We start from the raw sequence: 15,415 nt of genomic DNA on the forward strand, positions 1-15,415 counted from the left end.
TTTTTATTCACTTATCTTCAATTGTCTAACATTACTATTAGCTTATAAAAAAGCCGTAGGTAATTACTTACCCACAGCTTTAATAGTCATGTATTTAAGAGTGGAGTTATTTAAACCAACCTTGAAAGCGCTCCATCATCATGTAGTTTATTGGTACTAACAATAAAGTAATAAAGGTAGCAAAAATAATCCCAAACCCTAAGCTCACCGCCATTGGTATTAAAAACTGTGCTTGAGTCGCTTTTTCAAATAATAACGGCATTAAGCCAATAAAGGTCGTTAAACTTGTTAGCATTACAGGGCGAAAACGCGATGCACCTGCAATTTTAACCGCATCTAATAACTTTCCACCTTCACTGCGCTTTTTATTAATAAAATCAACTAGTACAAGGGAGTCATTTACTACCACCCCAGTTAAGGCGAGCATACCAAGCAAGCTCATAATGGTTAAATCCATGCCCATAATCCAATGCCCGACTACAGCACCTATCATGCCAAATGGAATTACACTCATTACTATAATTGGCTGTAAGTAAGATTTAAGCGGTATTGCTAATAGCGCATAAATTATGAAAAATACAAACACAAGCGCCCAAGCCAACGACCCAAACGACTCTCGCTGCTCTTTAGCCTCACCTTCTAGTTTATAATCTACTCCAGGATATTGTTGCATTAATCCATCTAAATACTCCGTTAGGTCAGCCTGAAGTATGGTCATGTTGGTGTTATTTTTTTCAATATCCGCTGTTACATTTAAAGTACGGTAGCGGTCTATTCGGTTAATGGTTGATGGACTTTGCCCTGCGGTAAGAGTTGCAACATGCGATAACGGCACCGAGCCACCAGCTGGTGTATTTATAAGTATATTTTGTAAATCGGCTACAGAGCGACGCTCTTCAATAGGCAAGCGTACCATTACACGTACATCATCACGTCCGCGCTGAATACGTTGGACTTGCGAGCCAAAGAACGAGTTACGCACTTGCCCTGCAACATTGACTCTATTTAAGCCCAGCGCTAAGCCTTGCTGTGTAAGCTCTATTTGTAACTCTTCTTTACCATCAGACATGCTATCGGCAATATCAAATACCGTTGGGTAGGTCGATAAACGGGTTTTAATATGATCAGCCACGTCTTGTAAAATAGTCAACGAAGTCCCGCTAAGCTGAACATCAATTGGGTCAGAACTTCGGCCAATTTCAGCTCTAAACGTTAAGCTTTCAGCACCAGGAATGACACCAATTAAATCGCGCCATTCGCTGGCAAGCTCTCTTGATCCTATGTCTGATTCACGCTTTTCAGCCGGTGTTATTTCAAAGCGTACTGAACCTGAATTAGATACACCACCGCGCCCACCTGTTGTGGCTAATATATTTAAAATAACGCTTTCACCTGTATCTGGGTCGCGGTATTTTTCTTGTAATTGCTGCGCTTTTTGCGACATATCAATTACGTATTTATTAGTGACTTCAAACGGCGTACCTGTTGGTAGTGTTAAGTTAACGCGGACTGTTTCGCTTGGTATACGCGGGAAAAAGACAAACTTAGTCCAACCGCTAGTGATCATGGTTAAAATTATTATAAACACACCAACAAACAAACTTACCGAAGCCAATTTATGGCGCAGTGCTAAATTTAAAGTGGGTTGATAGTATTTTAAAATCGCGTTTTCAAATCCATCTGCAAAACGCTGTTGAATAACATCAAACTTTGAAGGTTCGCCTTTTTCGTGGCGTAGTTTTATATATTTTAAATGTGCGGGTAGTACAAATTTAGATTCAATCAATGAAAACAATAATACCGGAATAACCACTACCGGTATTTGAGCAAACAAGGCACCGCGTGCCCCTTCAATAAAGGCCAAAGGTAAAAAGGCAGCAACGGTAGTTAATACACCAAATGTTACTGGTGTTGCGACTTCTTGAGTACCTAAAATTGCGGCTTGCTCGCCCGACTTAGCTGTTTTTAAATGGGTATAGACATTTTCGCCAGTAACTATGGCGTCATCAACAACAATTCCCAGTACTAATATAAAGCCAAATAAACTCATAATATTAAGGGTTACGCCAAATATAGGCATCGCTATAAACGCGCCCATAAATGAAACCGGAATACCAATAAATACCCAAAATGCAATTGCAGGGCGTAAAAACAAAGTAAGTAAAGCAAGTACTAAAATACCGCCTTGTAGGGCATTGGTCGTTAGTGTGGCAATTCGACTTTTAACCAGCTCCGAATCATCATCCCAGTAACTTAGTTCAAACCCTTGTGGAAGGGAGCTTTGTTGCTCTTTTATATAGTTTTTAACATCGTCAGCAACAGTAATCGCACTTTGCGGACCAATTCGATATACGTCGATAAATGCAGCCTGCTTACCATTAAAGCGAGTACGTACTGGGGTTTCTTCAAAATCGTCTTTAATTATTGCAATATCGCCTAAACGAATAATCGTGCCGTCAGCTTGGTTTTTAACAACAATATTGGCAAATTCATCTTTACGATATGCTTGCCCTTTAGAGCTTATAAGTACGTCCCCACCTTCAGTTTTTAAGTTACCAGCAGAAATATCAGAGCTTGAATTAGCAATCGCACTCGATATTTGTGCAAGGCTTAAATCGTACTGGCGAAGAACGTCTTGGCTTACTTCAATGGCAATTTCGTAATCACGAACGCCACTTAGCTCTACCTGTGTTACATTAGGCAAACGTAGAATTTGATCGCGTACTGTTTCTGCATATTCGCGGGTTTCTTTTTCGCCGTAGTCACTCGATACGGTAACCGCGATAACTTCGCGAATTCGCTCAGCAAGCGCGACTATTGGCTTTTCAGCATCGGCTGGAAAAGTGTTAATTGCGTCTACACGACTTTTAATATCGGCTAAAAGCTCACGCGGGTCGTAGCCCGTTTCAACCTCTATTGTTACAGAGCCAGAACCTTCAGAAGAGCGGCTAAATATTTGCTTAATACCTTCTAAATCTTGTACGGCTTCTTCTATACGAATTGTTACGCCTTGCTCTACATCCTCTGGTGTTGAGCCACGCAAACTTACGTTCACGCTTATCATGTCGGTTTCGAATGAAGGGAATACTTCAAGCGGTATTTTGCTTGATAGGCTAAAAAGCCCCGACAGCAGCAACGTTACTAGCAATAAGTTAGCAGCAACATGGTTTTTGGCAAACCAAGCTATCATGGCTTATCTCCTTGCTTTGCTGCACGACGTTTTTTTAACTCTTCAACACTAATACCAAGCTCTTTTGCTTTTTGTTCAAGCTGCTCTGGAGTCGGGCGCTTTCCTTTACCTTGCCCATTCGCTCCACGGCTTTTAGGTTGATCTGCGCTTTGTTCACCTAAAATACTTACTTGAGTTCCTGAACTTACTTGACCAAGTGGAGTAATAACAAGCTTATCATTTGCGTTTAAACCGGTTTTTATCATCGCCTGAGTCGCATTTTGCCAAGCTAGTGTGATGTCTTTGCGCTTAAGTACGCCACCTTCAACAATGTAAACGTACGTTCCTTGATAAATTGTACTGTTAGGAATTATAAGTGCGTTAGATACTGTTCTGCCGGTAATTTGCGCTTTTATATACTGCCCAATTTTTATTGGGTACTGGTTATTTGCTGTTGCTTTATACGGGTCATTAATTTTAGCAACTACATAAAGCTGCTGTGCGCCTTCATCTATAGCACCTTCTGTGCGTGCTAATTGACCTTGCCACGTTTGCTCACCTACTAAGTCAGAAGTAAATTTAACAATTGAACCCGCTTGGTTTTTAGCACCATCGCGATACTGCTCTGGTAAATTTACAAATGGGAGATCTTTATTTTTAATTGGTAGGCGAATCTCAACGCTATCGATTGCGTAAATGGTGGCTAGCTGTGTGTTGTTAGTAACCACTTGCCCTAAATCAACACTACGGCTGAGTATACGCCCCGCATATGGCGCCGTTACTTTAGTGCGCTCTAAATCAAGCATCGCTTTTTCAAGTGCTGCCTGCGCCGATAAAACCTCAGCTTCAGCGGCTGCTAGTTGTGGCTCACGTAGTACTAAGCTGCTTGCCTGATTTGAGCCGCCAAGGCGCTTCCAATCGGTAATAGCTTGTTGCCCACGCGCCTTCTCTTCTAGCAAACCTTGCTCTGCGGTTAATAAATTGGCTTGAGCAGATTTAACTTCAGCCTGATGATCTCTGTCGTCTAGTTTTAAAAGTACATCGCCTTTTTCAAAAAAACCGCCTTCTCTAAAGTCATCACTTACTTCAATTATTTGCCCAGATGCCTGAGCCACTAACAAACTTTGTGTACGTGGTTTTACCGTACCGTAGCTATCTATCATCACTTGATAATTTTGTGGTTTTAGCTCAAGCGCAGCCACACTTATTGATGCCTTAGGAGGTGTCCCAAAGCGTTTAGCCTCAGGCGTGTTATTTTTAATAAACATAACAATTAAAATAGTGGCAACTATAACCACCGCTGGAATAATAATTTTTGCTGTTTTAGTTTTCATCGTTATTGCTCTTTAGTTCACTTGAGGGCTTTGCAAAATCACCACCAAGGGCAATGTGTAAGTTAATTCTATTGGCTATTAATTGGTTTTTAATATCGATTAAGGAGCTTTGCGCGTCAAAAGAACGGTCTTGGGCATCAAGCACTGTCGTGTAAGTTACCAAGCCACTTTGATACTGCTCAAACGACAATTGCTCTGCAGCTAGTGCGTTTTCTTGTGCCTCTAATGTGCTTGTATATTGAGCTTTGAGGGACTGCTGCTGCGAAATTGCATTTTCAACATCGCCAAACGCGTCATAAAGCGTTTGTAAATAAAGCTGCTCTTGCTTTTGAGTATTAAGACGCGCTATTTCTTCGTTGGCTTTTAAGCGCCCTCCTTCAAAAAGTGGCGCTGAAATACTACCTAATAAAGACCATGCAAGGCTTGATGGAGAAAACAAGTCGCTTACTCGGTCTGTACTATCACTTAATGAAGCTGTTAAATCTAAACTTGGAAAGCGTTGTTTATGCGCATATGCCAATGATGCATCGGCTGCTAAAAGCTCATACCAACTTGCACGTAGAGTAGGTTTTCGCGTTATAAGCTCAGAAGGTAATCCTAGAGGAATATCGGTATTAATAACAGGTAAGTCACTACTAGCAGTAATAGCGCCTTTTGGGTATTCACCAAGTAAACGCTCAAGTACACGTGCTGATGCCGATAAACTCGCTGTTTGAGTGGCAATGCGAGAGCGTTCATTATTAAGCTCATTACGCGCTAAATACACATCGAGCGCTTCGTTTATACCTTGGCGATAGCCAGACTCAATAATATCTAGATTTTGTTGTGCATTGGCTTCACGACGCTTAAATAAATCCAGTAATTGCTGCGCCGTAACCACATCGAACCAGCCTGTTACTACATCAGCAACAAGTTGCTGTTTAGCTTGCTCAAATCGTGCCTGTTGCGCTAAATAGTTAAGATTAGCTTCGCGCTTAGCGTCAGAAAGCTTACCCCATAAATCAACCTCGTAAGTTAAATTTAAACTTACGGAGCTTGCGTTGTCGTAACTTACAGGGCGGTTGTCTTTACTACGGCTTGTACGTGTTGATAAATCGAGGCTTGGCCAAAGTGCAGCGCCCGAGACTATAAGTTGCTGCTTTTGAATTTCAACATCATAACTCGTTTGCAAAAGCTGTTGGTTATTTTTAAGTGCTTGTTGTACAAATTTGTTAAGCGTAGGATTTTGTAATTGTGTAAGCCATTGCTCTTGTACTTTTAATGCTGAGCTTGATGCTTCTTGCTGCCATTGCTGAGGCATATTATTAGGCGCTTGCATGCGCTGCGACGAGTTTAAATCACTCGCACAGCCGCTAAGCAGCATCACACTAATTGCCAATAGGGTTGGCTTGCATTGCCAAATCATAATTAAACCTAAATTACTGCTATTTATGAGGTTAATTCAAGCACTTTGGCAAATTTTGCTCAACCTACTTTACATAACATTACATAGCTAGCGATGAACTAACATAATAGCCAGTTATACGGTAAAAATGAGCAAATGTTCAGCAATTTTTAACAATAAAAAATTAATTTTTTGTAATGTGTCTAAGAGATTAAATATACAAAAACAAAAAAGCCCCGCTATAAGCGAGGCTTTAAGTAAATGTGCCGACTAACCGAGTCGAGCGGGTAACTTATACAGACCACTGATTACAAGTCAGTTGCTTTAAGTTACCTAAATAAATGGTGCCGACTAACCGAGTCGAACGGTTGACCTACTGATTACAAGTCAGTTGCTCTACCAGCTGAGCTAAGTCGGCACACAAAACTGTGTGCTAAGGCACGTTCAATTTTAAAGATTGAGAACTTTTATAAAGCACTTAAAATAAAAAAACCTTGCATGAGCAAGGCTTTTCAATAAATGGTGCCTCGACGCGGAATCGAACCACGGACACGAGGATTTTCAATCCTCTGCTCTACCGACTGAGCTATCGAGGCACATAAACTGTGCTAGTTAACTAAATTTTCTAAGTTAACTTTTTACTAAACTAGTTTAGTAAATAAATGGTGCCGACTAACCGAGTCGAACGGTTGACCTACTGATTACAAGTCAGTTGCTCTACCAGCTGAGCTAAGTCGGCACACAAAACTGTGTGCTAAGGCACGTTCAATTTTAAAGATTGAGAACTTAAAGTAAATGGTGCCTCGACGCGGAATCGAACCACGGACACGAGGATTTTCAATCCTCTGCTCTACCGACTGAGCTATCGAGGCACATAAACTGTGCTAGTTACCGATTAATAAAATTAACCTTTAACTTAATAAATGGTGCCGACTAACCGAGTCGAACGGTTGACCTACTGATTACAAGTCAGTTGCTCTACCAGCTGAGCTAAGTCGGCACACAAAGCTGTGTGCTAAGGCACGCGTAATAATGTTTAAACTGTTGATTAAACACCACTACTTTAATAAATGGTGCCTCGACCCGGAATCGAACCAGGGACACGAGGATTTTCAATCCTCTGCTCTACCAACTGAGCTATCGAGGCACTTAAACAGTGCTAATTAAAAATTTTAAATGATTTTTAATTCAATTCCCACTCATCTCTACCGACTGAGCTATCTGGGCGTGCGGCGTATTAAACGAGTTTTGCCCTTACAAGTCAACTTTTTTTATCCTTTATAACCGTTTGCACGGTTTTCAGCCAACCCTGTACGTTTTTTATTAACAATGTTTATTTTTCCTACAACAAAAGTTGATGTAGCATATAAATACACTGAAACCAGACTAAAAACGTAGTGAATTATTTTTTTAGGTGTTACGATTACTCAGATAAATACGATAAGGACTTATCGTAGTAAAATATACCAACGGGAACAATCAATGCAGAGTAAATATTCTTCGCCGGTAAAGGGCTTACTACCTCTTTTTTTAATCATTAATATAGTAGTGACATCGCTTGCTATTGTTGCCTATTCGCTTTACTCACAAAATCAAACTCGTTCTGAAAAAATAGAGCCGTCTATAAATATTGCAGATCTCGCAGCTAGGCTTGATTTACCTATGGTCGATGCTTTAACTATGTATGGCCAAGGTAAAGTAAGACAGTTACTCGATTTAACCTCATTATTAAATAATGACTTTCATTACACTTTGTATCGCTTTAACTCCACTTCACAAACAGAATTAGTATATAGCAGTACCAAACCAGCAATCGCTTCTATTAAACTAAATGAACACCTAATTGACGATGGTGTTTTACATCACTTACTAATGTTAAACGACCAACCTATTGGAGAGCTTATAATTAAGCAAAAGCAATCCAACCTTTTACTTACCATGCAGAACTCCCAAGTTGTTACCTATCTAATCGCTATTGCCAGTGTTATAGCACTGTTTATATTTGCATTAATGTTTAATATGTATATAAACAATCGCTTACGTGCAAGCACTGGTTTGCTAACCGAAGAGCTTCAAGCCATCGCTGAGAACGGTAACTACGATAGTAATGTAAGTGAACAACTTGAAATAGGTTTAAATGTTGTTGCGCAAAATATTAATCTGTTGCTGCAAAAAGTACAAACGGCAATGACAAATAACGACACAGCCCAAAAAGAGCTACAAAAGCTTCAAAACAGCTTAGAAACAGAAGTGCACAACCGCACACTGGCCCTTGAACAAGCAACGTTAAAGGCCGAACGAGCAAGTGAAACTAAAACAACTTTTTTAGCGACTATGAGTCACGAAATCAGAACACCGATGAATGGTGTTATAGGTACTATTGATTTACTTCGTCAAACAGAGCTTGATGGCGCTCAGCATCGTCTGAGTACCATTATTCGTGAGTCTGCATTTTCTCTATTAAGTATATTGGACGACATTTTAGATTTCTCAAAAATTGAAGCTGGTAAACTCAATATAGACCCAATCCCATTTTCAGTAACTGATACTATTGAAGAAGTTGCTCGAGTGCTTTCCTCAGTGGCAAAAAAACGTGAGCTTGATTTAGAGCTATCTATTGCCCCAGACATTCCGATTAACCTTATAGGTGATACTATTAGAGTACGCCAAGTACTCTATAACTTATGTAGTAATGCAATTAAATTTACTAGCACGGATGAAAAAACGCAGGGCCATGTGAAAATTTCAGTTGAAGTTGCACATAATACAGCCGATCACTTCACTTTACGTTTTTGTGTAACCGATAACGGTAAAGGGATGACACAAGCTCAATTGCGAGAAATATTCAATCCATTTATTCAAGCAGAAAACTCAATCACAAGAGAATATGGCGGTACCGGTTTAGGCTTATCTATTTGTAAAAGCTTAACAGAGCTAATGCTTGGAACCATACACGTAAACAGCCATATTGGCATTGGTAGTGAATTCACTGTTGAGCTCCCATTTAGCACTTCGGGGAAAATAAAATATGATCACAAAGGAGCATTAAACGCTAAACATATTGTTGTTGTGAGTAATCACCTTGAGCGTCAAAAAGTAATGTATCGTTATTTATCATTTATGGGTGCTAAAATAACGAATGTGTATAATGAGCAGGAAATTGAAGAGCATCAATATGATCCGGATATAATTTGGGTCGTCGACGGTATCGACAATATGGATAAAATTAACGCACTTTTAAGACGTTTGCTTTATTCTTTGGAAGATAATAACCAACAAGTGGTAGTGCTGAGCAAACTAGATGAAGCAGCCATAAATCATAAAAATATTTTTTATATTAATGCAGCTCCATTATGTAAATCTAACTTCATGCTTTCAATACTTGTTGCCGCTGGCCTGCACCAACCAAAACAGATTAAGAAAACTAAAACGCTTAACAACTATTTAAATGTTGAGCAAGCCCGCCAAGCTAACAAACTAATACTACTTGTTGAAGATAACCTCTTAAATCAACAGGTATTAACTGACCAGTTACACATATTGGGTTACGGAGTAGAAGTTGCCAATGATGGCGTAGAAGGCCTTAATATGTGGCGTAAAGGCAATTACTCACTTATTTTAACTGATTTGCATATGCCTAAAATGTCTGGCTACGACATGGTTGAAAAAATCCGAGGTGAAGCTGAGTTACTAGAAGCAATCGATGCCCAGCCTTATATTGTAGCCGTCACGGCCAATGCTTTAAAAGGTGAGAAAGAGCGCTGTTTAGCAGTAGGTATTAATGATTTCATCACTAAACCCATTGAATTGAATGCATTAGAAAGTACTTTAAAACGCTGGAGCGATAAACAAAACAACGGTAAAAATGTTGTTATTCATCAAAATACCGCTTTACCTGTTGATATGGATGCCGTTGCTAAATATGTAAACGGTGATAAAGCTAAACAAATGCGTTTTTTCAAAATGTATTTAGAACAAAGCCAAAGTTTAATTAAATCTATTAATTCGGGTGTTATGGTAAGTGACTTAAATGAAATAATTGAAGGCTGTCACCAGTTAAAGTCAATATCAAAGACAATCGGTGCGCAAATGGTGGCCGATTTAGCAACGTCATTTGAAGATAAATGTAAGGCTGATGAACTAACAAGTGATGAGCTAATTGATTTAAGAGATAAGTTAGAGATTGAATATTCAAAAGCGGCTCAATTTTTAAAAGAACAAGTGAAAATTGCCGCACAAGACGATGAGCTAATTTAGCTATCGTTTAACAAAATTAAAAAGGGCTGTTAGACAGCCCTTTTTAATTTAAAGTAAAATTACTTTTCTGGAGGTCTATAACCTTCAATTTCTACATCTTTATTTTCAAACAAAAAGCCAACCATCTGCTCTTCTAAAAATATACGATGTTCTGGATCCATCATATTTAAATGCTTTTCGTTAATCAGCATTGTTTGCTTATGTTGCCACTGAGCAAATGCTTCTTTGGAAATATTATTAAAAATCTTTTCGCCAATTTCACCTGGGTATAATTGAAACCCAAGACCTTCTGCTTCTTTTTGTAACTTTTGACAAAATACTGTACGTGCCATAATTAATTCTCTTTAGCGATAAATGCAAACAGTTTAACCTATTGGTGCAATTTGTTTAACCAACTTTTTAGTCGGTGCGGCCAAACCAACTTCTATCGACTGATCTAATGGATACCATATTAACTGTCTGTCATTAACAACATCAGGAATACACTCTATATTCAGTACGTGTGGATTTATCGTTAGTTCAAAATGCGAAAATATATGTGCAAATGGATCAAGCTGTTTTAGCTGAGCCTTAAACCCTTGCTGCGCCATAAATACTTCTAGATCTGCGTACTCAGCAAATTCAAAAAAGCCAAATAACCCCCCAAATTCCCGAATTAGGTCGTTTTTCCATTAAAACTTTGTCATTACACTTAATTATTAACTGATGACAGCTTTTTTTAGGCGTTGTTTTTTTAGGTTTTGAATGTGGGAACTCTTTTACCTTGCCTGCATTAAAAGCACCACAGCCTGAGTTTAATGGGCAAGCCTCGCAATCAAACCGACTGCGTGAGCAAACACTCGACCCTAAATCCATCATAGCTTGATTAAACTCGGTAACATTATCTTTAGGCGTTAACTGCTCTGATAAATGCCAAAGCTGGTTTTCGACTTTTTTAACGCCGTACCAGCCCTCAATCATAAAATAGCGCGCTAAAACTCGCTTAACGTTCCCATCTAAAATAGGGTGATGCTGCCCAAGCGACAATGATAAAACAGCCCCGGCAGTAGAGCGCCCTATTCCAGGTAAATCCATTACTTCATCGAGTGTTTTCGGAAACTCACCTTGGTATTTGTCACGCACTATTTTGGCTGTTTTATGTAAGTTACGCGCACGTGCGTAATAACCCAAACCAGTCCAGTGGTGTAATACTTGATCTTCATCAGCATCGGCTAAAGCTATGATATCTGGAAAGCTCTCCATAAATTTCTCAAAATACGGAATAACAGTTATAACTTGGGTTTGCTGCAGCATCACTTCAGACACCCACACTTTATAAGGTGTTTTACCTAGCTGCCACGGGAGTGTTTTACGCCCATGAAGGTGATACCAATCAATAACTTGATTAGAAAATAAGTGTGACTGTTCTTTATTTAAATCCAACATTTTTAACTTTTACTGATGCCCAATGGCGGCTCAGTCTATTGCAGTTAACAAAAAGATCAAGCTATACGGGGTGTAAAACCAGCTAATACTTGTGATTGCGGGCTCGGTCAGGGATAATATGCAACCATTTTTAAACACATTGTTTTTTGTCAGGCCAATAATATGAGTGAATCAAGCAACACTAACCTTGAGCAAGCTAAGCAAGAAGGTAAATACATCCGCACCATTCGCAGTTTTGTAAAACGCGAAGGTCGATTAACCAAAGGCCAAGCCGCTGCAATCGAAAAATGCTGGCCAACAATGGGCCTAGAGCATAAAAACGGTATGCTTGATTTAAGCGAAGTTTTTGGCAACAACAACGATGTAGTAGTAGAAATTGGTTTTGGTATGGGTAAATCGCTTGTCGAAATGGCAACAAATGCCCCGCATCTAAACTTTATCGGTATTGAAGTACACCGCCCAGGCGTTGGTGCTTGTTTAATGGATGCCGATGAAGCAGGCATTACCAACTTACGTATTTTTGAACACGATGCAGTTGAAGTACTTGCAGATTGTATACCTAATGAAAGCTTAACCACACTGCAATTATTTTTCCCTGATCCTTGGCATAAAAAACGTCATCATAAACGTCGTATTGTACAAGCTGAGTTTGTTGAAAAATTAAGAACTCAATTAAAAATGGGCGGTGTTTTTCACATGGCTACAGATTGGGAAAACTACGCAGAGCATATGCTTGAAGTTATGAAAGTAGCACCTGGTTTCAAAAACCAATCAGAAACAAACGATTATGTTCCACGTCCAGATTTGCGCCCGCTTACTAAGTTTGAGCAACGCGGCCATCGTTTAGGCCATGGCGTATGGGATTTAATGTTTGAGCGTACTGAGTAATTAAATTTTAATTACTTAATCTCACTTTTAATAAAACTAAACATACTGTAAGGCAAAGCCATTTATGAGCGTATTAACCAACCCAAGTTTACTGTTACTTCGAAATAGCGAGGCACTAACGGGTAAATCTATCTTGGTGGTCAACTTTGTTCAAGATGGCTTTTTAACAGAGCTTAAAGAACTTAACCCGCAAAGCAAAGTAACTGCGTTTAGCTACAACCATGCTAACGGCGAGTTTGCTAAAAACACCAAAGATGTTGATATTCATGTAAGTCACACAATACCTGGTAACGACTACGATTTAGTTATTCTTTACTACCCTAAATCAAAACCAGAATTACTTATGGCACTTGATAATATCCGCTCTGCTATTACTGATGATGCCGAGCTATTGGTGGTAGGTGAAAACAAAAGTGGTGTTAAATCAATTGAAAAACAATTAGCTGGTAAAGCTGAGTTTAGTAACAAGATTGATTCAGCTAAGCACTGCGTTCTTTACTCATTTGCTGAAATAACCAAACACCCACACTTTGATATTACGACCTATCACAAAAAGTTTGTTGTTAATGTTGCCGACACTGAGTTTACAGCTATTAGTGTTCCTGGGGTATTTAACCACGGCAGTTTGGATGCAGGAACAAAAATACTACTTGAAAACGCACCAACGATAAAACAAGGTAAAGTGCTCGACTTTGGCTGCGGCGCAGGTTTAATAGCAACCTATTTAGGACTGCAAAACTCAGCCCTTGAGTTTGTCTGTAGCGATGTTAGCGCCTTAGCAACATATGCAACAGAACAAACTTTAAAGCTAAATGGTATAAAAGGCATTGCTATATTAAGCGATGGTCTGAAAAATATTAGCGGAAAATTTGATTTAATTGTAAGTAACCCACCATTTCATACTGGTATTGCAACTGATTACACTGTTGCTGAAACTTTTCTTGCAAACGCAAAATTACATTTGACGAAAGTGGGCAAGCTGAATATTGTTGCTAACAGCTTTTTAAAGTACCCGCCTATTCTAGAGTCTCAATTTGCAGACTATCAAACGGTATTTAAAAATAATAAATTTGCTGTTTATAGTAGCTAATTTAAATATTTAACTGATTGAGCACGTTAAGTGCTCGCGCTAACTTTCGAATAAATATAAGAATTAGCCTCGTTTTTTCCTTCATTTTTCTGCGTCTTTGCTAAACTATAACCTTAACTAATTAAATTAACTCAGGCGACGATCAAACAATGCCTAAAAAAGTACATCAAAGTAGTATTCGCAAAGCGCTAATAAACTTAATTATGCTTATAACAGCTATTTGCTTGTCGTTATCTATTTCTATTTCAACTTATTTAAGTGTTAAAGAACAAAAGCAGTTAATTATTAGCAAACTGGTTATTCTTTCTGAAATTGTTGCTTTTGATGCAGGAAACTCTGTAATAACAAACAATAGAAAAAATGAAGAAAGACGGCTTAAATCGTTTGATAAAATCCCACTTGTTAAAAACATCCATATTTATTCAATAGAAAAAACCTCACAAAAACCAGTTTTTTTATCAGTTTTAATGCAAAAAAACACCTCCGGTGCCACTTAGAATAGATAGCATTGACGAATTAGAAACACCACGTATCAACAATGAATATATTGAACTTATACGCCCAATTTTAAATGATGAAAAATTAGTTGGCTACGTTTACATGCGTGGAAGCCTTGAGAGCCTTGATGTATATATAAAACAAAAAATACTAATCGATATATTTTTAACGCTACTAATACTTATTGTGGTGTACTTTATTGCTATAAAAGTACAAAAACGGATTGCAAAGCCAATTGAGCATTTAAACAGACTATTGCAAGACGTATCAAAGAACCATAATTACGACGCACGAGCGCCATCAACCAATGTAAAAGAAATTACCGCGCTTTCTAACAGTTTAAATATCATGCTTGCCCGAACTCAAAAGCAACTTACCCGACACGAAAAAGATAAAGAAGAAATAAAACAATTAAACCTGAATCTAGAAGAAAAAGTAAATCGACGTACTATTGCACTTAGAGAAGCAAATCAAGATCTTTTAACGACACTTGAGCGTATGCACCAGTATCAAACACAAATTGTAGAAAATGAAAAAATGGCCTCACTTGGGCAAATGGTTGCAGGCGTTGCTCATGAGGTTAATACACCGATTGGACTTGGGATCACCGGCTCTACGTTGTTGCGTGATAAACTCGCTGATATAAAACTAAGCTTTGATGATAAAAAACTTACGTCTAACCAATTAAAAAACTTTATAGATGAAGGTATAGAAAATCTTGATTTAATTTATCGTAACTTAAATCGCGCTGCTGATTTAATTTCTAACTTTAAAAAAGTTGCGGTTATCCAAGATGATGGTGACAATACCAATTTAAACATCCATAAGCTTATCAGCGATGTTCTAACATCAATGCAATCAGAGCTTACCGATAAAAACCCTGTCGTTACTATTAATTGTCCTACTGATTTAGCCATACAGAGTAAATCAGAACCGTTACAGCAAATATTTCAACAACTATTACTTAATTCTGTAATTCATGGTTTTTTAGATGCTGAAAACAACGAAATACGCTTTGATATTGAGCTAATCGGGAAACAACTCACTATCGTTTATAGTGACAATGGCCAAGGTGTAGATAACAGTATTAAGCATAGAATTTTTGACCCCTTTGTTACATCTAAAAGAGGGCAAGGTGCAAGCGGTCTTGGAATGCATCTAGTTTATAATTTAGTTACGCAATCACTTGGGGGCGAATACTCTTTGATCTAGAAGAACAACAGGGTGCACGCTTTATAATTACAATTCCTTAATGGAATATAACTAAAAAGTACATTAATTTAAAATTTAGTCCTTGAATTACTACTTAATGACCACATAAAGAGTGCATATGGTAAAATACGTAATATTAAATAATTAATACGAAGTCA

At 38.4% G+C, this 15,415-nt stretch carries 9 protein-coding genes, 6 tRNA genes and 1 pseudogene; 5 read left to right on the top strand and 11 right to left on the bottom strand.

Going from position 1 to position 15,415, the window contains the following annotated elements:
* Positions 1–106: 106 nt before the first annotated feature.
* The 9 genes from P4S65_RS00725 to P4S65_RS00765 form a co-directional block, all read right to left on the bottom strand.
* Entirely contained in the window at positions 107–3,190 is a 3,084-nt protein-coding gene (locus P4S65_RS00725; protein ID WP_337119376.1) for an efflux RND transporter permease subunit, read from the bottom strand.
* Positions 3,187–4,503, bottom strand: coding sequence for an efflux RND transporter periplasmic adaptor subunit (locus P4S65_RS00730; RefSeq protein ID WP_337119377.1), 1,317 nt, complete (start codon positions 4,501–4,503; stop codon positions 3,187–3,189). Before P4S65_RS00730 ends, P4S65_RS00725 begins: the two co-directional genes overlap by 4 nt.
* Positions 4,493–5,908, bottom strand: a complete 1,416-nt coding sequence (locus tag P4S65_RS00735; RefSeq protein ID WP_033023821.1) for a TolC family protein — start codon at positions 5,906–5,908, stop codon at positions 4,493–4,495. Before P4S65_RS00735 ends, P4S65_RS00730 begins: the two co-directional genes overlap by 11 nt.
* Before the next feature lie 321 nt (positions 5,909–6,229).
* A tRNA-Thr gene (locus tag P4S65_RS00740) sits at positions 6,230–6,305 on the bottom strand.
* Positions 6,306–6,407: 102 nt separating this feature from the next.
* Positions 6,408–6,483, bottom strand: a tRNA-Phe gene (locus P4S65_RS00745).
* 67 nt (positions 6,484–6,550) lie between these two features.
* Positions 6,551–6,626, bottom strand: a tRNA-Thr gene (locus P4S65_RS00750).
* Between the two features lie 57 nt (positions 6,627–6,683).
* Positions 6,684–6,759: transfer RNA gene (locus tag P4S65_RS00755), tRNA-Phe, on the bottom strand.
* A 52-nt stretch (positions 6,760–6,811) separates the two neighbouring features.
* Positions 6,812–6,887, bottom strand: a tRNA-Thr gene (locus tag P4S65_RS00760).
* A 71-nt stretch (positions 6,888–6,958) separates the two neighbouring features.
* Positions 6,959–7,034 (bottom strand) — tRNA-Phe (locus tag P4S65_RS00765).
* Positions 7,035–7,369: 335 nt separating this feature from the next.
* Here P4S65_RS00765 and P4S65_RS00770 point away from each other — a divergent pair.
* Entirely contained in the window at positions 7,370–10,144 is a 2,775-nt protein-coding gene (locus tag P4S65_RS00770; protein ID WP_337119378.1) for a hybrid sensor histidine kinase/response regulator, read from the top strand.
* A gap of 59 nt (positions 10,145–10,203) precedes the next feature.
* Here P4S65_RS00770 and P4S65_RS00775 read toward each other — a convergent pair whose 3' ends face one another.
* Together P4S65_RS00775 and mutY are read right to left on the bottom strand one after the other, a co-directional pair.
* Positions 10,204–10,476: an oxidative damage protection protein gene (locus P4S65_RS00775; RefSeq protein ID WP_007378389.1), complete on the bottom strand. Its 273-nt coding sequence runs from the start codon at positions 10,474–10,476 to the stop codon at positions 10,204–10,206.
* A gap of 33 nt (positions 10,477–10,509) precedes the next feature.
* A pseudogene (mutY, locus tag P4S65_RS00780) lies at positions 10,510–11,569 on the bottom strand (A/G-specific adenine glycosylase).
* A gap of 162 nt (positions 11,570–11,731) precedes the next feature.
* On the opposite strand from mutY, the gene trmB reads away from it, so the two are divergent.
* The 4 genes from trmB to P4S65_RS00795 all read left to right on the top strand — a co-directional run bounded on the left by trmB (position 11,732) and on the right by P4S65_RS00795 (position 15,257).
* Complete coding sequence (trmB, locus tag P4S65_RS00785; RefSeq protein WP_008133787.1) at positions 11,732–12,457, top strand: tRNA (guanosine(46)-N7)-methyltransferase TrmB; 726 nt, start codon at positions 11,732–11,734, stop codon at positions 12,455–12,457.
* 64 nt (positions 12,458–12,521) lie between these two features.
* Positions 12,522–13,547: a methyltransferase gene (locus P4S65_RS00790; protein ID WP_008133789.1), complete on the top strand. Its 1,026-nt coding sequence runs from the start codon at positions 12,522–12,524 to the stop codon at positions 13,545–13,547.
* Positions 13,548–13,696: 149 nt separating this feature from the next.
* On the top strand, positions 13,697–14,044 hold the full coding sequence (locus tag P4S65_RS21840) for a hypothetical protein (RefSeq protein WP_442961654.1): 348 nt from the start codon (positions 13,697–13,699) through the stop codon (positions 14,042–14,044).
* Positions 14,034–15,257, top strand: a complete 1,224-nt coding sequence (locus tag P4S65_RS00795) for an ATP-binding protein (RefSeq protein ID WP_442961655.1) — start codon at positions 14,034–14,036, stop codon at positions 15,255–15,257. Before P4S65_RS21840 ends, P4S65_RS00795 begins: the two co-directional genes overlap by 11 nt.
* Positions 15,258–15,415 lie beyond the last annotated feature (158 nt).

Origin of the sequence: Pseudoalteromonas sp. B131b, assembly GCF_037162545.1 — a bacterium.
GTDB classification, from domain to species: Bacteria; Pseudomonadota; Gammaproteobacteria; order Enterobacterales; family Alteromonadaceae; genus Pseudoalteromonas; species Pseudoalteromonas fuliginea.